The 23,324-nt window shown below is 57.5% G+C and carries 19 protein-coding genes; 5 read left to right on the top strand and 14 right to left on the bottom strand.

The genetic code is table 11. From position 1 onward, the window contains the following. Positions 1-133 precede the first annotated feature (133 nt). Positions 134-1,738, top strand: coding sequence for a peptide chain release factor 3 (locus tag PbB2_RS06045; protein WP_108984419.1), 1,605 nt, complete (start codon positions 134-136; stop codon positions 1,736-1,738). 203 nt (positions 1,739-1,941) lie between these two features. Here PbB2_RS06045 and PbB2_RS06040 read toward each other — a convergent pair whose 3' ends face one another. The 3 genes from PbB2_RS06040 to PbB2_RS06030 all read right to left on the bottom strand — a co-directional run bounded on the left by PbB2_RS06040 (position 1,942) and on the right by PbB2_RS06030 (position 6,825). Beyond that, on the bottom strand, positions 1,942-2,946 hold the full coding sequence (locus PbB2_RS06040) for a DUF2336 domain-containing protein (RefSeq protein ID WP_238164885.1): 1,005 nt from the start codon (positions 2,944-2,946) through the stop codon (positions 1,942-1,944). A 163-nt stretch (positions 2,947-3,109) separates the two neighbouring features. Then, positions 3,110-4,852: a hypothetical protein gene (locus PbB2_RS06035; RefSeq protein WP_108984417.1), complete on the bottom strand. Its 1,743-nt coding sequence runs from the start codon at positions 4,850-4,852 to the stop codon at positions 3,110-3,112. A 119-nt stretch (positions 4,853-4,971) separates the two neighbouring features. Beyond that, positions 4,972-6,825, bottom strand: coding sequence for an ABC-F family ATP-binding cassette domain-containing protein (locus PbB2_RS06030; protein WP_238164884.1), 1,854 nt, complete (start codon positions 6,823-6,825; stop codon positions 4,972-4,974). 182 nt (positions 6,826-7,007) lie between these two features. Between PbB2_RS06030 and PbB2_RS06025 the strand changes: the two genes are divergently transcribed. After that, positions 7,008-8,465, top strand: a complete 1,458-nt coding sequence (locus PbB2_RS06025; protein ID WP_238164883.1) for an amidohydrolase — start codon at positions 7,008-7,010, stop codon at positions 8,463-8,465. After that, positions 8,462-9,811 (top strand): amidohydrolase family protein, encoded by a 1,350-nt coding sequence (locus tag PbB2_RS06020; protein ID WP_108984414.1) that lies wholly within the window; start codon positions 8,462-8,464, stop codon positions 9,809-9,811. Before PbB2_RS06025 ends, PbB2_RS06020 begins: the two co-directional genes overlap by 4 nt. 6 nt (positions 9,812-9,817) lie before the next feature. Here the strand turns inward: PbB2_RS06020 and cobT are convergent, their stop codons facing one another. The 11 genes from cobT to PbB2_RS05965 form a co-directional block, all read right to left on the bottom strand. Further along, on the bottom strand, positions 9,818-11,743 hold the full coding sequence (cobT, locus tag PbB2_RS06015; RefSeq protein WP_108984413.1) for a cobaltochelatase subunit CobT: 1,926 nt from the start codon (positions 11,741-11,743) through the stop codon (positions 9,818-9,820). A 69-nt stretch (positions 11,744-11,812) separates the two neighbouring features. After that, on the bottom strand, positions 11,813-12,046 hold the full coding sequence (locus PbB2_RS06010; RefSeq protein ID WP_108984412.1) for a type II toxin-antitoxin system Phd/YefM family antitoxin: 234 nt from the start codon (positions 12,044-12,046) through the stop codon (positions 11,813-11,815). A gap of 106 nt (positions 12,047-12,152) precedes the next feature. Next, complete coding sequence (locus tag PbB2_RS06005) at positions 12,153-12,923, bottom strand: hypothetical protein (protein ID WP_108984411.1); 771 nt, start codon at positions 12,921-12,923, stop codon at positions 12,153-12,155. A gap of 143 nt (positions 12,924-13,066) precedes the next feature. Continuing rightward, positions 13,067-15,268, bottom strand: a complete 2,202-nt coding sequence (locus PbB2_RS06000) for a 3-hydroxyacyl-CoA dehydrogenase NAD-binding domain-containing protein (protein ID WP_108984410.1) — start codon at positions 15,266-15,268, stop codon at positions 13,067-13,069. A 99-nt stretch (positions 15,269-15,367) separates the two neighbouring features. After that, positions 15,368-16,579: an acetyl-CoA C-acetyltransferase gene (locus PbB2_RS05995; protein WP_108984409.1), complete on the bottom strand. Its 1,212-nt coding sequence runs from the start codon at positions 16,577-16,579 to the stop codon at positions 15,368-15,370. A 15-nt stretch (positions 16,580-16,594) separates the two neighbouring features. Continuing rightward, a complete protein-coding gene (locus tag PbB2_RS05990) occupies positions 16,595-17,032 on the bottom strand; it encodes a PaaI family thioesterase (RefSeq protein WP_108984408.1) in 438 nt (145 codons plus the stop codon). After that, positions 17,029-17,478 carry an OsmC family protein gene (locus tag PbB2_RS05985; protein WP_108984407.1) on the bottom strand — a complete coding sequence of 150 codons (450 nt, stop codon included), beginning with the start codon at positions 17,476-17,478 and terminating at the stop codon, positions 17,029-17,031. The genes PbB2_RS05990 and PbB2_RS05985 overlap by 4 nt, the downstream gene beginning before the upstream one ends. Continuing rightward, positions 17,475-17,759 (bottom strand): hypothetical protein, encoded by a 285-nt coding sequence (locus PbB2_RS05980; protein WP_108984406.1) that lies wholly within the window; start codon positions 17,757-17,759, stop codon positions 17,475-17,477. Before PbB2_RS05980 ends, PbB2_RS05985 begins: the two co-directional genes overlap by 4 nt. Then, a complete protein-coding gene (locus PbB2_RS05975) occupies positions 17,756-18,919 on the bottom strand; it encodes an acyl-CoA dehydrogenase family protein (RefSeq protein WP_085338943.1) in 1,164 nt (387 codons plus the stop codon). The genes PbB2_RS05980 and PbB2_RS05975 overlap by 4 nt, the downstream gene beginning before the upstream one ends. Positions 18,920-19,029: 110 nt before the next feature. Continuing rightward, the gene (locus PbB2_RS05970; RefSeq protein ID WP_085338944.1) at positions 19,030-20,808 is read right to left on the bottom strand and encodes an acyl-CoA dehydrogenase C-terminal domain-containing protein; all 1,779 of its coding nucleotides are present in this window, start codon (positions 20,806-20,808) and stop codon (positions 19,030-19,032) included. A gap of 149 nt (positions 20,809-20,957) precedes the next feature. Then, positions 20,958-21,449 (bottom strand): MerR family transcriptional regulator, encoded by a 492-nt coding sequence (locus tag PbB2_RS05965; RefSeq protein WP_108984405.1) that lies wholly within the window; start codon positions 21,447-21,449, stop codon positions 20,958-20,960. A 212-nt stretch (positions 21,450-21,661) separates the two neighbouring features. Here PbB2_RS05965 and tadA point away from each other — a divergent pair, with 212 nt between their 5' ends. Further along, positions 21,662-22,144, top strand: a complete 483-nt coding sequence (gene tadA, locus PbB2_RS05960; RefSeq protein ID WP_238164882.1) for a tRNA adenosine(34) deaminase TadA — start codon at positions 21,662-21,664, stop codon at positions 22,142-22,144. 58 nt (positions 22,145-22,202) lie between these two features. Next, positions 22,203-23,168: a thioredoxin-disulfide reductase gene (gene trxB, locus PbB2_RS05955; RefSeq protein WP_108984404.1), complete on the top strand. Its 966-nt coding sequence runs from the start codon at positions 22,203-22,205 to the stop codon at positions 23,166-23,168. Positions 23,169-23,324 lie beyond the last annotated feature (156 nt).

Here is a 23,324-nt window from a genome sequence, read left to right as displayed (position 1 = left end):
CCTGATCCGGCCATAAAGCGCGAGCGCAGGTCCGGCCCTTTAATTGTGCGCGTGGCTCGGCTACACACAGCCCCCGTTTGGCCTGAGTGATCAGGCCCCAGTCGCCCAATCTCATCAGCCAGGCCGCCGCATCATGTCTGCCGAACTTGCGCGCGAAGTTAAGCGCCGTCGTACCTTTGCCATCATCTCGCACCCTGACGCGGGCAAAACCACGCTAACGGAGAATCTGCTCTTGATGGGTGGGGCCATCCGCGCAGCCGGTGCGGTTCGCGCGCGCGGTGAACAACGCCGCACCCGGTCGGACTGGATGAAGATTGAGCGCGAGCGCGGTATCTCGGTGTCGGCCTCGGTGATGACATTTGAGCATGATGATTGCATCATCAATCTGCTCGACACCCCCGGCCACGAAGATTTTTCTGAGGACACGTATCGCACTCTGACAGCCGCAGACTCGGCTGTTATGGTGCTGGACGCTGCTAAAGGGATTGAGCCCCAGACCCTTAAATTGTTTGAGGTCTGCCGTCTGCGCGACATCCCGATCCTCACCTTTATCAATAAGATGGACCGGGAAGCCCAAGACCCGATGGAATTGTTGGATGAAGTGGCCTCCAAGCTGGCGCTAGATCCTGCGCCAATCTTTTGGCCGCAGGGCTCGGGCAATCGCTTCCGGGGCATGGTTGACCTGCGCACGGATATGTTCACAGTGTTTCGCCGTCCCCAAGTCGGCGATACCGGCCCCTTGGTTCACGACCAAATTGGCTTAAGCGCCCCTGATATCGGATCTGTGTTGACGGGGGATGAGTTGGATGAATTGCGTGGCTCTGCTGAACTTGTCCAAGGTGGCTATCCAGCGTTTGATTTGACCTCCTACCGCGAAGGTCACATGACGCCAGTTTTCTTTGGTTCTGCCTTGCGGCAGTTTGGCGTACGTGAATTGCTCGATGGCTTGCGCGATTATGCGCCGGCACCGCGCGATCAGAAGGCGCTGGATAAGGGGGTTGAGACCCAGGTGCATGCCGACCGCGATGAGGTGACGGGCTTTGTCTTCAAAATCCAGGCCAATATGGACCCCGCTCACCGCGACCGTGTTGCCATGGTGCGGTTGGCTTCGGGTAAGTTTCAGCGCGGCATGCGGCTGAAGACCGGCTCTGGCAAACAGATCGGCGTGCATGCGCCCTTGATGTTTGTGGGCCAGGATCGCGAAATTACCGATGAGGCCTGGGCAGGCGATGTTATTGGTGTGCCCAATCACGGCGTGCTGCGCGTGGGTGACAGCCTGTCGGAAACCGGCCAAGTCAAGTTTGCCGGCATTCCCAATTTTGCCCCGGAAATCCTGCGTCGGGCCTCGGTCAAGGATCCGCTCAAGGCAAAGCATCTGAAAAAGGCGCTGGAGTCGCTGGCCGAAGAGGGCGTTACCCAATTATTCCGCCCCCATTTCGGCTCTGACCTGATCGTGGGCGCAGTCGGCCCGTTGCAGTTTGACGTGCTGGTTGAGCGGCTGTCCGCCGAATATGGCTTGGATGTCACGTTTGAAGCCTGCGCCTATAATGGTGTGCGCTGGATTTCGGCCGAGACAGCCACCGATTTGGAGCATTTTGCTGACCGCAATCGCGCCGGCATGGGCACCGATCTTGATGGAGCTGAGGTGTTCTTGGCCAAAAATGCGTGGGAAATCGGCTATGTGGCCGAACGTTTCCCAAAAATCCGCTTTACCAATGTACGCGAGCGTATGATCTAAGTCTTTGGACTGAGATGTGAGGCGTGTCGCGCGGCTCCCAGTTTTGGAACCGCCGAGCCTTCGCCGAAGTCGAGCCCGCTGCAGATGCCGTCTGAAACAAGATTGCTGATCGCGGTCGGATTTTGCTTTGTGGCGTGCGAGATGGCATCCACCTAATCTGAGAGGTGCCGTCTCATGTGCTTTTCACCGATAGCCAGGGTCAATCAGGCGGCTTGGGCGGTTACCGTGGCGCGCAGGCGCATGAAGCGGATGGCGCGTTGGGCCGCTTCAGGCGGCACGTCATTATACATATTGCCCAACACTTCGGCCTGGCTCAGCCCCTCATTGCCCAGCACCAAAACAGCGATGGTCACGAACAAAGCCCGCTCGAAATTGGCTGCCCGACACACCATAGCCATTGTGTCGATGTCTTTTTTCTCGAACAAGAGCGCGGTTTGGAAATAGTCTAGGCCCGTCAAATCGGCAAAAGCGATCATGAACTTGGTGGTTTCATGATTGCGCCACAAGCTTGGCAACTGGCTGCGATTGATCGCATTGCTACCCTTTTGCTTATTATATTCGGCTTGCACTTTCTCGAAGTCGGCTGGCAAAGTGCCATTGACAACCGCGACCCGCGTCTGAGCCCGACGCATGGCGCGCTCGACTTCTTCTTCGGTGAACTCGGCATTGCGCTCAAGGATTTCCCGGCGCATTGGGCCTTCCACGATGGTGTAGAGCCGATTGAGATGTTCTGGAGATATGACCTTGCGCTCTGCGATTGGGCGATGCAGGTCCGGGTTCTTCGCGGCGCGGTCGACGATCTTATCAAAGGTTTCATCAGAAACCTTGGCTGTTTGGTTGCTGACCAGTGAGGCGACAACCCTGTCATCACCATGTACCACCAAAGCTTCAGACAATTGCTCACCCACGTCAGGGCGTTGGGTCACCACCATCTGGTGTTCATGGCCGCGGGTTTCGACAACGCGGATCAGATCATCTTGGGTCAGCGATGTTGACCGACGTAGGATCGGGCCTGCGATACCAATTTCAGAATCATTTGCCATGGCGACCGCCAGAGACCGCGGTGCCTCACCACCAGAAAAGCGATTGGCTAACTGCTTGCGGACTTCTGAATCAAGCTCATAGGCGACTTTGGCGATCAAATCGCCAAATAGTTTCGTCTCCACAGGACTTTGGTTGTCTTGCGAGTCGAAAAACAAATCTGTCACTTCATTCAAGAGTTCGCGGCGTTTTTCGCTGGAACTCTCGCTGGCTACTTCTAGTAGCTTTGAGTATCTTTCGCCAACTCGCATCATGATTTCCCACTGCTCATTACCGTGTACCGCATAAGCGTAAAGATTTGGTGCCGGGAATTCATCAAAATGTGCGCGCTTACCCGCCAGGACCACCGCCCAGACGGGGTTCGCGATCAATATAGGCTGGATTACTGGCCCGACGCCGCGCCGCATCAGCCAAGGATTTTTGCTGCGCTTTGGTCAAACCCTCGGCGCGTGGCGTCCCGCGCGCCCCTTTGGATTTCGAGGCAGGTTTGGGGGCGGGTTGTGCATCGGTTTCATCTTCCTGATAGAAGGGATCAGGCGCTGGCTCCTGCGTTGGGGGGCGCTCAACCCGTGTGGCTTTGGGCCGCTCAGGCTCTGGTATCGCAACGGGGACAGTTCCTGCCAGGGGGTCGGGGCGAACTTCGCCTGTGGCCGCAGCGCGCTGACGTTCGGCTTCGACTGCTTCCCATTCCCGCTGCACCGCATAGGCCGGCTGGCCCTTGTCACGGGCGGCATTTAGCTGGGCGCGACGCATGGCAGCTGCATCAATCATTCCGTCTGGGCCCCGAAATTGCGAAAGGTCCGGCAAACCATTTTGAGAGACTGGGGGCGAGGATTGAACCGGGGCCGAGGCTTGTGATTGTCCTTGAGCTTGGGCCTGAGCTGGCCTTTGGGGCTGTGCTTGGGCAGGCACGTCAGATGTTGGCTGTGTTGCTGGGGCTGGGACTGGGACTGGGGCCTGCCCTGCAGAACTGACTGCTCGGGGTGGCGGCGGTGGCGCAGGGCGCACCGGCGTCGCACGTGTCGCTTGTGGTTTAGGAGTTACCGCCGCGGGCCGTGATGGGGCTGGGGTGGGTGGTTTACTGACCGCGGCTGGACTGGGCTGCTCTGGCTCTGGTGGGCTGGGCACGAAGATGGGTTGGCGAACCGACTTTTGCTCCGAATAGGCCTCTGCTGCATCTGGCGCGACTTGTGTTTGCTCGGGCCGAGGATCCCAAGTCATGGTGGGTGCCGGGCTTGTTGCGGGCTGTGGTGGCGATGGGCGAACCACTTGGGACTGGACAGGAAGCGGCGGGGCTGGCGCTGGATTCGGCGCAGCGCTCTGGGATGGGGGCCCCTGCGTCGCAACAGTCTGCGAGCCTACAGGGATGGCAAAGGTTGGCGCGGTGGTTTGGCTTGCCGGGGCTTGGACCGATGCAGAGGCTTGTGGCGGCCGATTGGGCGGGTTGTTTGCGGCAAAAGGCCCGGTTTGCGGCTTGGCTGGTGCGGAGGGCTCGCCACGAGGTGTCCCGCGGGCAGCCGGTGCGGTTTGGGGTTGAGGTGCGGCGAGTGCTTGAGCCAGATTCGGCCCGCGTGGGGTGGGTGCATGAGTCACCGGCGGGGCCATACTGGGTGCCAGCGACATGGGCGCAGACGTACCTGGATTATTTGACCATGGGGTTTGGGCGGTGACAGGATTGGCCGCCTTCCCGCTTGGATTAAGCCAAGGTGCGGGGCGAACCTCATAGGCAGCACCGCCCGACGCATGGGGCAGGTTGTTTGGGCTTTGGGCAAGTCTGCGTGGCAAGCCCGATTGTATCCCACCCCTCTGGCCACCCATCTGGACCTGATTGCGTGACGAGGACAGCGTACACATTTTAGCTGAAGCTGGCGGGACAAGCCGATCAACCAAGCCAGCAGGAGATGGCGCAGCCGGCTTGCCAAACGACCAAGACGCGCACATGCGGTCGCCCGAACAGGCGGTTGCGCACGCATCGGCCGACGCGGCTTGAAAGCGCACGTAGTCAGACGATTGAGCAAGCGCCTCGGCAGGTCCGAGCAGGACCAGCCCAAAGGCCAGTGAACGCACGCGCATGAAACGACTCCGAAGATATCACATCGGTGGCGCGCGCCGGTTAAGTTAGAATTAAGCCTCGATTCAATTCGCAGTTATTTGTGATCGCTGTCGGTGACAGGGCGGCGCACGCACACAGATTAAGCACCTGCTGCCAGCGACTCCTTCAATTCCACCAAGCCCAGCCATTCTTCTTCGCCGGCTTCAAGCCGTGAACGGGCTGCCACGGCTTGCGCGGAGGTCCGTTCAAATCGGGCTGGATCGCGCGTGTAAAGACCCGGATCGGCGAGCTCGGCCTCAAGCCGTGCGATCTCCCTTTCCAATTCCGGCATAAGAGCTTCAAGTTCGGCGAGGCGACGCTCATCTTTGTAGGACAGTTTCTTTGCCGTCTTGTTGGGGCTTGGGTCCGCCGATTGATTATGTGGGGCAGAGGGCGTGGTTTTGGCCTTTGCCACGGGCTTGCGACCCAGCATCGGTACACCTTGGCGGACCAGATCGCTCCAGCCGCCTGGGGTTTCAATCCAGCGGCCATCCCCGCATGGGGCCAAAGTTGCTGTTACCACACCATCGAGAAACGCGCGGTCGTGGCTGACCAACAGCACAGTGCCATCATAATCGGCCAGCATATCCTCAAGCACATCAAGGGTTTCCATATCCAAATCATTGGTTGGTTCGTCGAGGACCAACACATTGGATGGCTTGGCGAGCGTCAGTGCCAGCAGGACACGATTGCGCTCACCCCCGCTGAAGGAGCCAACCGGTTGGCGCAAATGTCGGGAGTCGAACAGAAAGTCCTTCGCATAGGCCGCCACATGTCGCGGCCTGTCGCGCACCATAATCTGATCGCCACCGGCAGGGGCAAAAGTCTCCCACAGACTGGCGGCAGGATCGAGGGCTGCCCGCGACTGGTCCAAATAGGCAATCGTCAGATTTTTGCCAATCCGCATCGTACCGCTGTCCGGGGCCAAATCCCCGACCAACATTTTGATCAAGGTTGATTTTCCCACCCCATTGGGTCCGACAATACCAAGCCGGTCTCCGCGCATCACCCGCAGGTCCAAGCCCTTGATCAAATCACCACGGCCCGAAAAGCCCTTTGACACGCCTTTGGCTTCAAACACCAATTTGCCAGATATGGCCCCCGTTTCAGCCTGAAGCGCGGCACTATCCTTGCGCACCAGCGCGGCTTGACCTTTGCGGGCCTCGCGCATCGCCATCAGGCGCCGCAGCCGTCCTTCGTTTCGCGTTCGCCGGGCGGTGACACCGCGGGCCAACCAACGGGTTTCATCTTCAAGTGTCTTGTCGAGCTTTTCCAGCGCCTTGCGATCCTGCTCTTCAATGCTCTCGGCCCAGGCATCAAACTTCGCGAATGGGGCATCAAGGCGGCGCACAACACCGTGGCGCAGCCACAGGCAAGTCGTTGAGATAGCTGACAGAAAGGCCCGGTCATGGCTCACCACCAGCACGGCACCTGAAAATTGTTTGAGCCGTCGCTCCAGCTCCTCAATCGCGGCAATGTCGAGATGGTTGGTCGGTTCGTCAAGCATCAACAGGTCTGGATCGGCGGCAAAGGCACGCGCCAATGCTGCCCGTCTGGCTTCCCCACCAGAAAGAGCGGTCACAGGTCGATCTGCCGCCAGCCCGAAGCTGTCGAGTTCGGCTGCTGCTGCTGCAAGACGGGCAGGTTCATCCCGATCATGCGGGACGTCTTGGACGACCCAATCTAGTAAACTGGCTGTCCCTGAAAAATCTGGTTCCTGGGTCTGGGTCGCTGCATGGGTTCCCGTGGCCACCACACGTTCTCCCCGATCGGTCTCCAGCGTACCTGCCAGCACAGCCATCAGCGTCGACTTGCCTGCGCCATTGGCCCCGACAAGGGCGGCCCGTTCCCCGCGACGCAACGTCAGATCCACCCCTGTGAATACTGGGGCACCCCCACGGGTTAGGGCGATGTCTTTCAATTGGATGACGATGTCGCGGCTCATGGGCTGCAAGTGTCCGTCCCTTGGTCCAAGGTCAAGTTTTCCCTGCAGGCCGACCTGCGGCCCACTGCGCAAGTGCGGGTGTGGGCCTTGTGCATGTTCACAATTTCGTGTTGCCTGCGTGATCTGAATTCTGAAGAAAGTGCCGACACGTGCGACCTTTAAGACCATTCGCCTCCGCTTCCGCCCTGGTCTTGGCAAGTACTGCCTTGCTAATTGCCGGTTGTGCGACCCAGTCTGCTGCCCAAGTGGCGGCAACAAAATCAGCGTCGACAGGTGGTGAGCAAGCTACCAAACCTAAGGCGACACCAAAGCCCATCCCCAAAGGGCTTGACAGTTCTGGTGCATTGGATCCGTTTCCATCCACCTATAAGCCATTACCAGGGTCTACGACTGCCATTGTCGGGGCAACCATTCTCACGGCGGCAGGCGAGGAAATCGACAATGGCACAATTGTCTTTGCCGAGGGCAAGATTGTTGCTGTTGGAAAGGATGTGGCCATTCCTGACGGGGCCAAACGGGTGGATGGAAGGGGCAAGTTCGTAACCCCCGGCATTATTGACATCCACTCGCATCTTGGCGTCTATCCCAGTCCGGGTGTGCAGGCCAATTCTGACGGCAATGAAGCAACTGACCCCAATACTGCCGAAGTCTGGGCCGAGCATTCGATCTGGCCACAAGACCCCGGCTTTAATCGGGCACGCGAAGGCGGGGTGACAAGTCTGCTGATCCTGCCCGGTTCGGCCAATCTGTTTGGTGGTCGGTCGGTGACGGTCAAAAATGTCCCGTCAACCACCATCCAAGGCATGAAGTTTCCCGGTGCGCCCTATGGCTTGAAGATGGCTTGTGGCGAAAATCCCAAGCGTGTCTATGGCTCTCGCTCGCGGGCCCCTTCGACTCGCATGGGCAATATTGCTGTGGCGCGGCGGGCCTGGATTGATGCGGCGGAATATAACCGCCGATGGTCTGATTATCGCGCCAAGGTGGCCGCAGGCGAAGCCGCCGGTGATCCGCCAAAGCGTGATCTGAGGCTCGAAACGCTGGCAGGTGTGCTCAATGGCGATATTTTGGTGCAGAACCATTGTTATCGCGCCGATGAGATGGCGCTGATGATCGATATGGCCAAGGAATTTGGCTATAAGATCACCACGTTCCACCATTCGTCTGAGGCTTATAAAATCGCTCCTCTGTTGAAAGAGGCGGATATTTGCTCCGCCACATGGGCCGATTGGCAGGGCTTCAAGATGGAATCGCTCGATGGCATTTCTGAAAATGCCGGCATCCTGCAGGCCTATGGTGCTTGCGCCATTATCCATTCCGATGATGCCACCATCACCCAGCATCTCAATCAGGAGGCCGCGATTGCGATGGGGGCAGCAGCGCGCGCTGGTATACCGGTATCACGGCTGGATGCCATCAAATGGATCACCGCTAATCCGGCCAAAGCTATGGGCATTGGCGCGCGGACCGGTTCGCTGGAAGTCGGCAAAATGGCTGATATCGTTTTGTGGGATCGCGACCCCTTCTCAACCTATGCTCTGGCCCAGATCGTCTATGTCGATGGCGGCATTGCTTATGATCGCACCGATCCTGCCACCCATGCCCGGTCGGACTTCGATCTGGGTCGCCCCAGCCTGGAGGCCAAGCCATGAAGTCCGCCATTCTCGCCTTTGGTCTCGCGGTTGGGGGACCTGCTCTTGCCTTGGCCCAACCCGTTGCCATCATCAATGCCCGGATTGAAACAGCTGGCCCTCAAGGCAGCATTGCCAGCGGCACTTTGGTGATGGATCAAGGCCGGATCGTTGCAGTCGGCCCAACGATTGGTGTGCCGGCGGGTGCGAAAATAATTGATGCCAAGGGCCAGGTGGTGACTCCAGGCTTGATTCAAGCCTCGACAAGTCTGGGCATCTCTGAGATCGAGCAAGTTCCTGAAACCCGCGATGATGGGGCCGGTCAAAAATTGGGTGCGGCCTTTAATCCGGCCGCCGGCATTAACCCGGATGCGCCAACCATTTCGCTTGCCCGCTTGAATGGCGTGACACGGGCCTTTTTGACCCCTGTTGCCGGCCGTTCCGGTGGCGGTGCCCACGCCCATGACGACAGCGCCTTTGCCACTGCTGGCGGTCACGAAGAGGATGATCCCACCTTATTTGCGGGCCAAGCAATTGGCATCAATTTGGCCAGCGATCAGACTGATCTTGTGTTCAAAACCAATGCTGGCATGGTGCTGCAATTTGGCGAATCCGCTGCTGCTGCCGCTGGGGGCTCCCGCGGGGCCTCACTTATCTTGTTGAAACAGGTTTTGGCCGATACCCGCCATTTTGCTGCTAATCGGGCAGCCTATGATAAGGGTGAGGGGCGGGGCCTGATGGTCAGCCGCCTTGATCTGGAAGCCCTTGTGCCGGTGGTGCAGGGCCGCTCGCCGCTGTTGGTGCGGGTCTCGAGCGCCAATGACATACGTCAAGTCCTCAAGCTTGCGCGCGAGGAGAAGCTGTCGATCATTCTGGAAGGGGCCGAAGAGGGCTGGCGGGTTGCGGCGGAACTGGCCGCTGCCAAAGTCCCTGTCATTATCGATTCTCAGGCAGCACTTCCGTCTAGCTTTGAGACCTTGGGCACCCATTTGGACAATGCGCGCGTTTTGCAGGCAGCGGGGGTTAGTGTCGCCATTATGGGCAGTCGGGACTATAACAATCTCCGCCAGAGCCGCATGAATGCTGGAACCGCTGTAGCCCACGGTCTGCCCTATCAGCAGGCCTTGCAGGCAATCACTCTGGTGCCTGCGCGCATTTGGGGTGTGGATCAGGAGACAGGCTCTTTGGAAGCCGGCAAGGCCGCCGATGTGGTGATCTGGAGCGGAGATCCACTAGAAGGCCAAAGCTATCCCACGGCAGTCTTTATTGCCGGTGTGGCCCAACCCATGACCAGCCGCTCTACCGAGCTTGCGGCCCGTTATAAACCCGCCAGCGACACCAGCCCCCGACCCGCGTATCGGAATTAGGGGGGCTCACCGCACGGGGCGGGAACCGATGCGGCTGCTGCTTGGGGCAGTAGGGGTGGGGTTGGTTTTGGTGGGTTTGCTGCGCGCCATTTTGGCAGCTTTGGGCTCTTCCTCAAACAATTCAGCCAGCTTATCGACAATGGCTCCGCCCAATTGCTCGGCATCCACAATTGTCACCGCACGGCGATAATAGCGCGTAACATCATGGCCAATGCCAATGGCGATCAATTCAACCGGGCTATAATCCTCAATCTTGGCAATGGTGTCGCGCAAGTGGCGTTCAAGATACGCACCTGAATTGACTGACAAAGTGCTGTCATCGACGGGTGCACCATCTGAAATCACCATCAGGATACGGCGCTGTTCGGGCCGAGCCAACAGGCGGTCATGCGCCCAATCCAAGGCCTCGCCGTCGATGTTTTCTTTTAGCAATCCCTCGCGCATCATCAGACCCAGATTACGCCGCGCGCGCCGCCAAGGCGCGTCTGCGCTTTTGTAGATAATGTGGCGCAAATCATTGAGGCGACCGGGATTGGCAGGCTTACCCGCTTTCATCCAGGCATCACGCGCTTGTCCGCCCTTCCAAGCCTTGGTGGTAAATCCCAAAATCTCAGTCTTCACGCCGCAACGCTCAAGCGTCCGGGCGAGAATATCCGCACAAATCGCTGCAATCATGATGGGCCGACCGCGCATTGAGCCTGAATTGTCGAGCAGCAGTGTGACAACTGTGTCGCGGAAGTCGGTGTCGTCTTCCATTTTGAAGGTCAGCGGGGCTAAAGGCTCGATCACCACGCGCGACAGGCGCGCCACATCCAGCACACCTTCTTCCAGATCAAACTGCCAGCTGCGGTTTTGCTGGGCCATCAAGCGGCGTTGCAGGCGATTGGCCAAACGGCCGACCACGCCCTGCAATTGGGTCAATTGGGCATCGAGATAGCTGCGCAGGCGGGCAAGCTCTTCCCCATCGCATAAATCTTCCGCCCCGATGGTTTCATCAAAGCTGCGGGTATAGATTTTATAGGCCGGGCCATCGCCATCGCCGGCCTTGAAATTCGGTCGCACAGGCGTGGTGCCGTCCTCGACGTCACTGTCATCATCATCGTCAGGATTGGTGTCTTCAGACTCCATTCTGACTTGAACTTCTTCCTGCTCGCTGCCTTGGGATTCCCCGCGCTGGGTATCTTGCTGCTGCTCGCCACCCTCTTCATCCTGATCTTCATTCTGGCTCTGATCGGGGGGCGGTTGATCGGCACCATCAGGCTCTTCGCCATCTTCGTCAGAGGGATCGGGCTCTGCCCCCAGCTCATCACCCAAATCAAGATCACGGATCAGATCGCGGGTGACTTCGGCAAAAGCCTTTTGGTCATCGAGGCGGTCAATCAGGCGGGTGATGGTATCGCCGGCTTTTGACTGCACTTCTTCGCGCCACAAATCGGCAATGCCTTGCCCGGCCTCTGGGGGGGCAAGCCCGGTCAGACGCTCACGCAAGAGCAGGCCGAGGGCATCGGCGAGGGGGGCTGTCTGCCGGTCCGTCATGCGGGCATAGCCCTTTTTTTCGCATGTCTCTGTCAGGGCAGCCGTCAAATTCTGCGCAACCCCTGGCATGGCCAATGCCCCAATCGCCTCGATGCGGGCTTTTTCAGCCACATCATACAATGCTCGTGCGCGCGGGCCTTCAGGCATGGCAGCCGCATGGGCCACCTGGTCGTGATAAGCCAGCTTCAGGGCCGCCGCATCGGCATGGCCGCGCAGACGCGAAACCTCTTGCTCGCCCAAAGCGCGCGCCGGATGGGGCAGTCCAATACGTTTGCCCGACACGCTGGGGCCATCGGCGGAAAAGCTCACCTCCACATCTTCACTGCGCGAAAGCGCACGCGCTGTGTGGGTAATCACGCGCTTGAAAATGTCTTGTGGGGTCTCTTTGTGGGCCATGTTGACTTTGACATAAGCCGGAGCCGTGTGCCTGTCACGCCTCTATGTGCGTTGATTTCAGTGGGGGCGTCAGAGTTCGCCCTTTGCTCGCATGTCCTCAACGAAACTACCCGGATAGAGCTTCATTTTGCTGGTGAGCGCGCGCATGGCTTCGAAGTCGAGTTTTTCTTTGGGCGGCTCAAGGGGAATGATTTTCGCCACTGCTATGCCATCACGAGAAATCGCTACGTCTTGCCCCGCAATAGCATGACTGATGAGCTCCGAGAGGTTTGCTTGGGCTTGAGAACTGGAGAACACTCGCATCTTGGTTGTCCTATTAAATCGCGAAAAACAATCTAAGATAATTACAACAAAATTGCCGCAGTGCTAGCCCCGCAATCTGATTGTCACCATGGTCCGTCCGCTTTGGTTAATCTGAGGCAATTTTCTGGATCAGGGCGTCAACTTTGGAGGCGATCTCAGGCGTATGGCATAGGAGTGGTCGCTCGAACCCGACTTGCGCAAATGTCTGCAAATGTGGGTAGAACAAATCGCAGGACACCCAATATCCTGCCATGATATTCTGTCCTTCCTGTGCAACCATGCACCTCCAAAGATGCTCGGGAGACATTATGTACGGACGTAGACCTCCAAATGTAGGCGAAACCTCTTTTTCTTGATGGAAGCGCCACGTACCCTCTATGGTACTCATGCTCGTTTGCGACAGTGCGTACAACGATGGTTGGTTCAACTCGTCAAAGATATTCAACCAATCCCTGCTGGTTTCACGATTCAGCTCAGGGCTGCCAATAACAAGCCTGACCGAAATTTGGGATTGAGGGGCTATTTCTATTCCCGAAAGGTCAGCGAGACCGATCTTTCTCACGTCGGCATAATAACCCAGATCCATACCAGCATCCCGAGCAACAGTGAGCGATTTGTCCACATGTTGTTTCCAAGGCCCGACGGATGCCGGCGGCGCTTTTTGTACGCGAGAGACGTTAGACTTCAGGCTCTCTTGAATATCGGCAATGACCGGTGTCAAAATGCCAGGGTCAAAATATCTTGTTGATTGGTACCCTGGCTTCCAAGCGCACAGGTCAAGTGTGTATTCCGGGGTGGCTGTGACGTGGGCGGACTCGCCAGAGCAGGACGTAAGGCTTGCAGCGAGGAAGACCACACCAATCAAGTAGCTTCGCATGACCGCTATCTTTCCGACCAATTGCGCAAGAACTCAAACTCTCTTCAAAGCAGCTTCCTTAACGTAGTCTTTGGCTCTAGGCAAAACAAAAAGGGCCACCCGTGGGGTGGCCCTTCGTGCAATCGTGAGCAGACGAAAGCCGCTTAAGCTGCCTTCTTCGCGGCCTCGCCACCGAAGCGGCCATAGAAGGTTTCACCCTTTTTGGCCATGTCCTTCAAAAGCTTGTTGGGCTTGAAGCGGGGGCCATATTTCTTGGCGAGGCGCTCGGCTTCGGCAACGAAATTGGCGATGCCAATACCGTCCATAAAGCTGACTGTGCCGCCCGTGTAAGGGGCAAAGCCCCAGCCGAGGATGGAGCCGATGTCGGCGTCGCGTGGGTCGGTGATGACGCCCTCTTCAAAGCAACGCGCGGTTTCCAAGGCCTGACGATAGAGGAGGCGGTTCTTATATTCCTTCACCATGGCAGGGTCGGCTTCATGCACTTTGGTTGGCACGACCGAGGTCAAGCCAGGCCAGATCGCCTTGGTGCCGTCTTCCTTATAATCATAGAAGCCTTTTTTGTTCTTGCGGCCATAGCGGCCAAGGCCTTCGACCATTTCTTCAATGATCAATTGAGACGGCGTGGCCACCCATTTATTGCCCAAATCCTTTTTGGTTTGCTGAGCAACCTTATAGGCCAGATCGAGTGCAACTTCATCAGCCATGGCCAAGGGGGGCACGGGCATACCGGTCATGCGGCCGACATTTTCGATAATGGCCGGTTTGATGCCTTCGGCCAGCATTTCCTGGCCTTCTTGCACATAGGTGCCAAAGCAACGGCTGGTATAGAAGCCGCGGCTGTCATTGACGACGATCGGAGTCTTTTTGATCTTCAGGACATAATCGACCGCCTTGGCCAAGGTTTCCTGGCTGGTTTTCTTGCCCATGATGATTTCCACCAGACCCATTTTGTCGACAGGGCTAAAGAAGTGGATGCCGATGAAATTCTTGGGTCGCTTCGAGGCAGTCGCCAGACCCGTGATTGGCAAAGTCGAGGTGTTGGAGCCGAACACGGCCTTGGGGCCCAGCATCGCTTCGGCCTTCTGGGTCACATCGGCCTTGATCTCGCGGTTTTCAAACACCGCTTCGATAACCAGATCAGACTTCTTCACATGGGCATAATCGGTGGTCGGTGTGATCAATGCCAGAACCTTATCGGCCTTGTCTTGCGTCATTTTCCCACGCGAGACGGCTTTGTCGAGCAGCTTCTTGGAATAATCCTTGCCCTTTTCGGCCGATTCCTGGCTCTGATCGATCAGAACGGATTCAATGCCCGCCATGGCCTGCACATAGGCAATGCCTGCACCCATCATGCCCGCACCCAAGACAGCGACTTTCTTGACCTCGAACTTGTCAAAGCCCTGAGGACGGTTTGCACCCTTGGCGAGGGCTTGGGTCGATAAGAAGAGCGAGCGCACCATGGCCTTGGCCGAAGGGCTGGCCATATTCTTCAAGAAATAGCGTGTCTCGATGCGCAGAGCGGCATCCATCGGCACTTGCACGCCTTCAAACACCGCACTCATGATTGCCTTTTGGGCGGGGTAATTGCTGTAAGTGGTCTTCGACAGCATGGCATTGCCGCCGACAAATGTCATGCCACCGCCAGGGGTATAGGGGCCGTCCTTGACCCGATAGCCTTTTACATCCCACGGGGCGACAGCATTCGGATTGGCCAATACCCAGGCCTTGGCTGCGGCAACGGTTTCACCTGCGGGCACAACGGCCCCGACAACACCTTTCTTCAAGGCTTCTTGTGGGTTCATGCTGGTGCCTTGCAACAAATGTGGCATGGCATTCATCACCCCAATCAGACGCGGCAGGCGCTGTGTCCCGCCTGCACCAGGCAGCAGGCCAACTTTTGCTTCGGGCAGACCGAATTGGATCTTTGGATTGTCGGCCGCGACCCGATAGTGGCAGGCCAAAGCGATTTCGAGGCCACCGCCCAACGCCAAGCCTTCCAGCGCACAGGCCACGGGCTTGCCGCAGGTTTCAAGCGCGCGCAGCGAGCGGTTCAGGCTGAAGCCGCGTTCAAAGGCTTGCTTCAGCTTGTCATCCTCAGACAATTTCTGATCTGCATCCATGCTGCCACTGCCGATTTCGCCCAAGTCGGCACCGGCGCAGAAACCATTGTCCTTGCCCGAAAACAGCACGGCACCCTTAATGGCCTCATTGCTTTTGATCTCGGCGACAAGTTCGCCCATTTCCTTCATCACCCCGGCGGTGATGGTGTTCATTGTTTTGCCAGGAACATCGAAGGCGATGTGCAACACGCCATCTGCATCGAGGTTGGTCTTGAAGTTTTCCATGTAACGATCTCCAGAATTCGCAAATCATGGCCGCGCCAATCTGGTCGGCGTCGGGCCAAGGCGCGGGCAAAGCCTGCCCGCATGTGGCAAAAAGGGGCCTTAGACCCGCTGGATGATGGTGGCTGTACCCATGCCAGCACCCACGCACAGCGTGATCAGCGCGGTTTCCTTGCCGCTCCGCTCAAGCTCGTCGAGGACGGTACCGAGGATCATGCCGCCGGTAGCACCCAAGGGGTGACCCATGGCGATCGCCCCGCCGCACACATTGATCTTGTCGTGCGGGATGTTGAGCGCTTGCATGAAGCGCAGAACAACCGAGGCGAAGGCTTCATTGAGTTCGTAAAGATCAATGTCTTCTGGCTTCATACCGGCCTTGGCCAATGCCTTACGGGCGACAAACTCGGGGCCCGTCAACATGATGGAGGGCTCTGACCCAATCGAGGCCATCGCAATGATTTTGGCGCGTGGCTTAATGCCAGTGGGTTTGGCCATACGCTTATTGCCAATAAGAACAGCAGAGGCGCCATCCACAATGCCAGAGCTATTGCCGGCATGGTGGACGTGATTAATCGCTTCCAGTTCAGGATAGCGCTGTTGGATGATGGCATCAAATCCCGGCATCATCGTGCCTTGAGCAACAAAGCTCGGATCGAGTGAGGCAAGGCTCTGCATGGTGGTATCAGGGCGCATATGCTCATCATGGGCGAGGATGACCGCGCCCATCTGGTCCTTGACCGGCACAATTGACTTGGCAAAGCGGCCTTCTTTCCAAGCCGTCGCCGCGCGCTTCTGGCTTTCAACCGCATAGGCGTCCACATCATCGCGCGAGAAGCCATATTTGGTGGCAATGGTATCGGCACCAATGCCTTGAGGCGCAAAATAGGATTTGATGGCGATGGAGGGGTCAGATGCCCAAGCCCCACCATCAGAACCCATGGGCACGCGGCTCATGCTTTCCACCCCGCCGCCAATCGCCATGTCAGCTTCGCCCGAGATCACCTTGGCTGCTGCCATATTGCAGGCTTCCAGTCCCGAGGCGCAGAAACGGTTGATCTGCACGCCAGCGGTGGTTTCAGCATAATCGGCATTGAGCACGGCGATGCGGGCAATGTCGCTGCCCTGTTCGCCAACCGGGCTGACGCAGCCGAGGACGACATCATCAACCTTCGAGGTGTCCAGTTCATTGCGGTCGCGGATCGCCTGCAGCGTCTGGGTGGCCAGGCTTAAGGCGGTGATTTCATGCAAGGACCCGGTGTTGCGGCCCTTACCCCGAGGGGTACGTACTGCGTCATAGATGAATGCTTCGGCCATTTGGCGCTCCCTTTGTTATAAGTCGGATTTAATCTGCAATGGCGTAATCGCCAAGGCAGAGGTGGCTTTGGCCGAGACTTTTCCCCGGCAATCATAGAGGTCAGCTTCGGCGAACATGATGCTGGGCCCCTTGTTGGTGATGCGGGCGGCCACTTCGATCTTGCCGATGCGAACCGGGCGCAGATAATGCACATGCAGGTCAATTGTGCTGGCAAAGCTTTTGGGGGCGACTTTCAGCATCGCCATCATACCCATGACGTCATCGAGCATGGCAGACAGAAACCCGCCTTGAATGAAACCTGTCGGATTGGCAAATTCGGGTTTGCCTGCAAACTCAACCCGCGCGGTTCCAGCCTTCACATCCATTTCAATCAGCTTGAAGCCCAAAGTTTGTGAGCTTTGCGACGGCTGCTTCATACCGATGTCGAGGAAGGTTTGGGCATGGTCGCTCATGCGCCAATCCTCACAGGGCAGGCAAGCGAATTGCCAATATAGCAGGCCTTGTGGGCCTTGTGGTGCAAGAGGTCGATGTCGGCGGCACCGGGGATCACATCGCCACTCCAACTGATCTTGGGGTTCAGAACCACCTCAACAAAGCGTTCCACACCTGCATCGTCCTTGCCCAAGGTTCCGACGGGCGTGTCCCGATACGTATCGACGATGAAGCCAGCCTGTTTGGCAAAGGCCAAAAAGAACATCATGTGGCAACTGGCTGTGGCCGCCACCACCATTTCTTCTGGGTCGGCAGCGGGCACCGTGTTCGACGGCAAGGGCAGGGCGGTTGTGACCGCAATTTCCACCCCGCCATCAAAACTGGCCTGATGCGTGCGGGCATATTTGCCGTCCGAGAAGACAGCGTCGCCGCGTTGCCACAGGATGGAGGCGGTGTGCGTGCTCATCCCTTGGCCCCGTCGACCAGAAGTTGGACTTCATAGGCCATTAGTCCCGTGGTCATCTGTTCGTACAAATAGGCGCGATGATCTGGATTCTTGTCAGCCTGCATGTCGTCAATCGTTTCCTGGAAGCTTTCCACCGCCAGCTGATTGATTTCATCTTCGGTTGCGGCATGGGCTAAGGCCAAGCGGACCGAAAGCGCACGCAAATTGTCATCGCTTGGCTCAGGGTTTGCCTCGATCAAGGCCAGCGCGTCAGCAATGGCGGAGTGGAGGGGATCGTTCACAGCGTCCTCGCAATCAGAACTTTCATGACTTCATTGGCCCCGCCATAAATGCGTTGGACCCGGCTGTCGCGCCACATGCGGGCGATCGGCATTTCGTTCATATAGCCCCAGCCGCCGTGCAATTGCAGGCACTCATCCATCACTTCATTTTCAACGTCCGAAACCCAGTATTTGGCCATGCTGGCGGTGGCAGGGTCGAGCTTGCCTTCCAGCAACAGCTCAATGCAGCGGTCGCAGAACGTGCGTGCGATGGTGGCTTTGGTCTTGCACTCAGCCAGTTTGAATTGGGTGTTTTGGAAGTCCATGATCGACTTGCCGAATGCCTTACGTTCTTTGACATAGGCGATGGTTTCGGTCAGGGCGCGTTCCATGCTGGCAACGCCCTGAATACCGATTTGCAGGCGTTCACTGGCCAATTGCTCCATCAACTGGATGAAGCCCATGCCTTCAACCGGCCCCAAAAGATTGGACGTTGGTACACGCACATCATCGAAGAAGAGCTCGGACGTATCTTGTGCGTCTTGGCCGACCTTGTCCAAGTTGCGACCCCGGCGGAAGCCCTCCACCTCATTGGTTTCAACCACGATCAGGCTTGTGCCCTTTGCGCCTTGGCTTGGGTCAGTCTTGGCGACGACAATGATCAGATCGGCCGTCGCACCATTGGTGATAAAGGTCTTGGAGCCATTGATCACATAGTGATTGCCGCTTTTGACCGCAGTGGTCTTGATTCCCTGCAAGTCAGAGCCGGCACCAGGCTCGGTCATGGCAATCGCGCCAACCAATTCACCCGAAGCCATTTTGGGCAACCATTTTTGCTTCTGCTCTTGGCTGCCATAATGTTTGATATAAGGCGCGATGATGGCATTGTGCAAAGGCAGGCCAAAGCCATCAATGCCCATGGTGCCCATCACATCCATGATGACAGCTTCATGGCGGAAATCACCCCCACCACCACCAAATTCCTCGGGCATTGACACGCACAACAAACCTGCTTGGCCCGCTTTGGTCCACATCTCGCGGTCAACAATGCCATTTTCCCGCCATTTTGCACACGCCTCGGGTGGGGCTTCTTTGGCAAAGAAGCCGCGCACGGAATCCTCAAACATCGTGAGTTCTTCGCTATCGCGCCAAGCGGCTTTCGGCATGGTGATGGCTGTCATGGTGTTTCTCCCTTGAGCGTCGTCATTTCATTATCGCCGGTCCTCCCCCGCCTTGCGGGGGAGAATAAATTTGATTGCGCCTGTCCTCCCCCGCTGTGCGGGGGAGGGGCTTAAAACTCCTCAGCGCTCAGTGCCATGACTGGGGCGGCCCCGGTTTTGACCTTGGCCAAATGGCTGGCGATTTCGGGTAAGATACGGTCGATGAAATAGCGGCCGGTCTTGATCTTGGTGTCGTAGAAGGGCTCAGAGCCTGCCTTGGCAAAGGCCGCCTTGGCCATCAGGGCCCACATATAGGCAAGGCCGGTCAGTCCAAACACATGCAGATAGTCATGGCTAGAAGCCCCGGCATTATCAAAATTGCTCATGCCATTGGCCATCAGCCACATGGTGGCGTCTTGCAATTGCGCGCGGGCCGAAGCCAGACCGGCAATGAAGGGTGCCAGCTGTTCATCACCTTCATGTTCAGCCACGAAGGCGTCAATTTCGGCAAAGAAAGTCTGAATTGCCCGGCCACCATTGGCCGCGAGCTTGCGCCCAACCAAGTCTAGCGCCTGCACGCCATTGGTTCCTTCATAAATCATGGCGATTTTGCTGTCGCGCAGGAACTGGCTGGCCTGATAATGCTCGGTAAAGCCAGAGCCGCCATGGACTTGCAACGCGTCAGACGCATTTTTGTGGCCCTTGTCGGTCAGATAGGCTTTGAGGACTGGGGTCAGCAGGCTCATATAATCACCTGCCTTCTGGCGCACAGCTTCATCCGGGCTCTTGTGGAGCAAGTCGCCATAAAGGGCGGTCCAGTACAAGAAGGCGCGGCCGCCTTCAGTATGGGCTTTGATGTCCATCAACATGCGGCGGACGTCGGGGTGCACCAGAATATTGTCAGCGGGCTGATCTGGCTCCTTCGGGCCGGTCAGGCTACGGCCTTGGCGGCGGTCCTTTGCGAAAGCCAGCGCCGCCTGATAGGCCGATTCACCCACCGCCATGCCTTGCAGCCCGACGCCGAGGCGGGCTTCATTCATCATCACAAACATGATGGACAGGCCCTTATTGGGCTCGCCAATCAAATAGCCCGTGGCTTCTTCATATTGCATCACGCAGGTAGCATTGCCGTGAATGCCCATTTTTTCTTCAAGGCCCACACAGGTCACGGTGTTACGCGCACCCAAGCTGCCATCGGCGTGCACGATGAACTTTGGGACGATGAAAAGCGAAATGCCCTTAACCCCTGCGGGTGCGCCTTCGATGCGGGCGAGGACCAAATGAATGTGGTTGGATGTCATCGAGTGTTCGCCACCCGAAATCCAAATCTTTTGGCCCGTAATCTTATAGGTCCCGTCAGCTTGGGGGACGGCTTTGGTGCGCAAGAGGCCCAAGTCCGTGCCACAATGTGGCTCGGTCAAATTCATGGTGCCGGCCCATTCCCCGCTGGCGAGCTTGGGCAGATAGAGGTCCTTTTGCTCGTCTGTGCCGCCTTCATGGATTGCCGAATAGCAGCCATGGGTCAGGCCCGGATACATGCCAAACGCCATATTGGCTGACGAGGTCATCTCGCTATAGGCCATGTTGACAACATGGGGCAGGCCTTGGCCACCATAAGCGGGGTCGGCGCTCAGCAACGGCCAACCAGCCTCCACCAGTGCATGATAGGCTTCCGTGAAGCCGTCTGGCACGGTGACTGTATTGTCTGGGTTTAGTTTGCAGCCCTGCTTGTCACCGACCGAATTCAACGGGGCCAGCACATTTTCGCAGAACTTTGCGCCTTCTTCGAGGATTTGGTCGCGCACATCTTTTGGCGCATCGGCAAACCCTTCGAGGTTGGAAAACCGGTCTAATTGTAACACATCATCAAATAAAAACTTCATGTCGCGAACGGGTGCTTGATAGCCCATGTCAGTCTCCCTCAAAGGCACATAGTCAACCGGGTGTGGACCTCAGTATCGGCGTGCCATCTTGTTGCTTTGCGTGTTTAGTGTGACCCTGAGCAGGCCTTGCCTTGGCTTTTTCGTGTTGTTTGTGCGCGTTGTTCAGATGAAAATGATCAATTGGCCTTCTCGCCGAGATAGGCTGCATCCTCCCCATCAAGGCGGGCGCGGGCAACCGCCTCATAGGCTGACGCCCCAGCAACTGCGATGTCGGCTGGGGCTTTGGCCAATTGTTCATTGAGCCATTGCACCCCATTTTCGAGCGCTTCAATCGAGCCGACGATATCTTCGCGCTGGCGCTTCAACAGCTCGATCTGCTTGAGGTATTTGTCGCGTGTACGCTGCATCTGGGTGCGTTGATTGTCACCCAGATCGTACAAATCGATCATTTCGCGGATTTCAGCCAGAGTAAAACCGACGCGCTTGCCGCGCAGGATCAGCTGCAGACGCGCCCGATCGCGAGCCGAATAATGTCGGTTGAGACCCTCGCGCGCTGGGCTCAACAATCCCTTGTCTTCATAGAAGCGCAAGGCCCGAGCCGTGGCCCCAAACTCACGCGACAATTCGCCAATGGTCCAATATCTGTTCTTGTCGGCCGTTTCAGACATGATTGTCCTCCCGAAACTGCAGGATGTCGCCTGTGGCTTACGTTTACGCACACGTCAAGTAAAATCTTGGTGTTGACCCGCTTTGGCAAGGGGACATATGCGCGCAGGGGGCCCGTGGTCCGCCCTTTGGACAGACGTAGGGGACACGCATGGGGACCAGTGGCGGGCATATTCATCTGGCCTTGCAGGTCCAAAGCCGCTAACACCACATCATGCGGCCTGTTCCTGTCATTGATCCTGATCGCGATGCCGCCTGGATGGCCCAGGCGCTTGATCTGGCGCGTCAGGCGGCAGCTGCCGGGGAGGCTCCAATCGGGGCAGTGCTGGTCGATGATCAAACCCAGGAATTGATTGCCACTGCCCATAATGAGCCTATTGGCCTGCATGATCCTTCTGGTCATGCCGAGATTTTGGCGCTGCGTCGGGCCGGGGAAAAGTTCGCCAACTACCGGCTTGCCCCACATCTGACCCTATATGTCACGCTAGAGCCCTGCACCATGTGTGCGGGGGCGATCAGCCATGCCCGCATTAATCGCCTTGTGTATGGGGCTGCAGATCCCAAGGGCGGGGCTGTTGAGAATGGTGTGCGCTTTTTTGAACAAGACACCTGCCATTGGCGTCCGCACGTGACCTCAGGCGTGTTGGGCGAGGACAGCAGCACCCTGTTGCGCAGTTTCTTCAAGGCCCGGCGCTGAGACTGCCCTTCTTATCGGGCGATGGAATCACTAGATAGGGACCTCCAAGGAGCCCTTCATGTCACAGACCCGTCACGCCCCCGTCCTGATCATTGGCTCTGGCCCCGCTGGCTATACCGCTGCCATTTACGCAGCGCGCGCGATGCGACAGCCTGTTTTGGTCGAGGGGCCACAACCTGGTGGCCAGCTGACCATCACCACAGAAGTGGAAAACTACCCAGGCTTTGCAGACGTGATCCAAGGCCCTTGGTTGATGGAACAAATGCGTGCCCAAGCCGAACATGTCGGCACAGAGATTATTGCAGATTGGATTATGGAGGTCGATCTCTCCAGCCGTCCGTTCAAAGCAATTGGGGACAGTGGCCAAATCTATACCGGTGACACGCTGATCATTGCCACGGGTGCCCAGGCCAAATGGTTGGGGCTGCCCGAGGAGCAAGGCTTATGCGGCTTTGGCGTCTCTGCCTGTGCGACATGCGATGGCTTTTTCTATCGCGGCAAAGAGGTTGTGGTGATTGGCGGTGGCAATACGGCGGTGGAAGAGGCACTCTTCCTCACCAATTTCGCCAGCAAGGTCACCTTGGTTCACCGCCGTCATGAATTGCGGGCTGAACGGATCTTGCAGGAACGCTTGATGGCCCATCCCAAGGTCGAACTTGTCTGGGACAGCGTGGTCGAAGAAATCCTTGCCGATGGCGAACCCCGCGCCGTAACAGGCGTCCGTTTGAAGAACCTCAAGACTGGCACCGTGTCTGACCTGCCAACCCATGGTGTCTTTGTGGCTATTGGACACAAGCCCTCAACGGACCTGTTTGTCGGCAAGCTCGCCATGCGCGACAATGGCTATATCATTGTTGAACCCGGCACGACGCGCACCAATGTCCCGGGTGTGTTTGCAGCAGGCGATGTGGCGGATGAAACCTATCGTCAAGCCGTCACGGCTGCTGGCTTGGGGTGCATGGCAGCCCTTGAGGCAGAGCGTTTTCTGGCAGGCCATGGTCAAGAGGCCGTCATAAGCGCGTGATCAGTCTAACAGGGCGACGTCACCTGCCTTCACGCTCTTGTGAAGTGCTGTGGCAAAGATTCTGTCAGTGTACGCCTTGCGCACCGGGCCCAGCGTCCCATATGCGGCCCATACCGCAATCCGGGCCCCTCTGGCGATCAAGGCGTTGATCGTGAT

The organism is Candidatus Phycosocius bacilliformis, from assembly GCF_003112735.1.
GTDB lineage: Bacteria > Pseudomonadota > Alphaproteobacteria > Caulobacterales > Aquidulcibacteraceae > Aquidulcibacter > Aquidulcibacter bacilliformis.
Note: the sequence above shows the minus strand (reverse complement) of the source record. Positions and strands in the feature narration are given on the sequence as shown.

Bases quoted from the DNA above. Each gene is read 5' to 3' on its own strand.
- PbB2_RS06045 (WP_108984419.1), top strand. From the start codon at position 134: ATGTCTGCCGAACTTGCGCGCGAAGTTAAGCGCCGTCGTACCTTTGCC.
- PbB2_RS06035 (WP_108984417.1), bottom strand. From the start codon at position 4,852: ATGCGCGTGCGTTCACTGGCCTTTGGGCTGGTCCTGCTCGGACCTGCC.
- PbB2_RS06020 (WP_108984414.1), top strand. From the start codon at position 8,462: ATGAAGTCCGCCATTCTCGCCTTTGGTCTCGCGGTTGGGGGACCTGCT.
- cobT (WP_108984413.1), bottom strand. From the start codon at position 11,743: ATGGCCCACAAAGAGACCCCACAAGACATTTTCAAGCGCGTGATTACC.
- PbB2_RS06010 (WP_108984412.1), bottom strand. From the start codon at position 12,046: ATGCGAGTGTTCTCCAGTTCTCAAGCCCAAGCAAACCTCTCGGAGCTC.
- PbB2_RS06005 (WP_108984411.1), bottom strand. From the start codon at position 12,923: ATGCGAAGCTACTTGATTGGTGTGGTCTTCCTCGCTGCAAGCCTTACG.
- PbB2_RS06000 (WP_108984410.1), bottom strand. From the start codon at position 15,268: ATGGAAAACTTCAAGACCAACCTCGATGCAGATGGCGTGTTGCACATC.
- PbB2_RS05995 (WP_108984409.1), bottom strand. From the start codon at position 16,579: ATGGCCGAAGCATTCATCTATGACGCAGTACGTACCCCTCGGGGTAAG.
- PbB2_RS05990 (WP_108984408.1), bottom strand. From the start codon at position 17,032: ATGAGCGACCATGCCCAAACCTTCCTCGACATCGGTATGAAGCAGCCG.
- PbB2_RS05985 (WP_108984407.1), bottom strand. From the start codon at position 17,478: ATGAGCACGCACACCGCCTCCATCCTGTGGCAACGCGGCGACGCTGTC.
- PbB2_RS05975 (WP_085338943.1), bottom strand. From the start codon at position 18,919: ATGACAGCCATCACCATGCCGAAAGCCGCTTGGCGCGATAGCGAAGAA.
- PbB2_RS05970 (WP_085338944.1), bottom strand. From the start codon at position 20,808: ATGGGCTATCAAGCACCCGTTCGCGACATGAAGTTTTTATTTGATGAT.
- PbB2_RS05965 (WP_108984405.1), bottom strand. From the start codon at position 21,449: ATGTCTGAAACGGCCGACAAGAACAGATATTGGACCATTGGCGAATTG.
- tadA (WP_238164882.1), top strand. From the start codon at position 21,662: ATGCGGCCTGTTCCTGTCATTGATCCTGATCGCGATGCCGCCTGGATG.
- trxB (WP_108984404.1), top strand. From the start codon at position 22,203: ATGTCACAGACCCGTCACGCCCCCGTCCTGATCATTGGCTCTGGCCCC.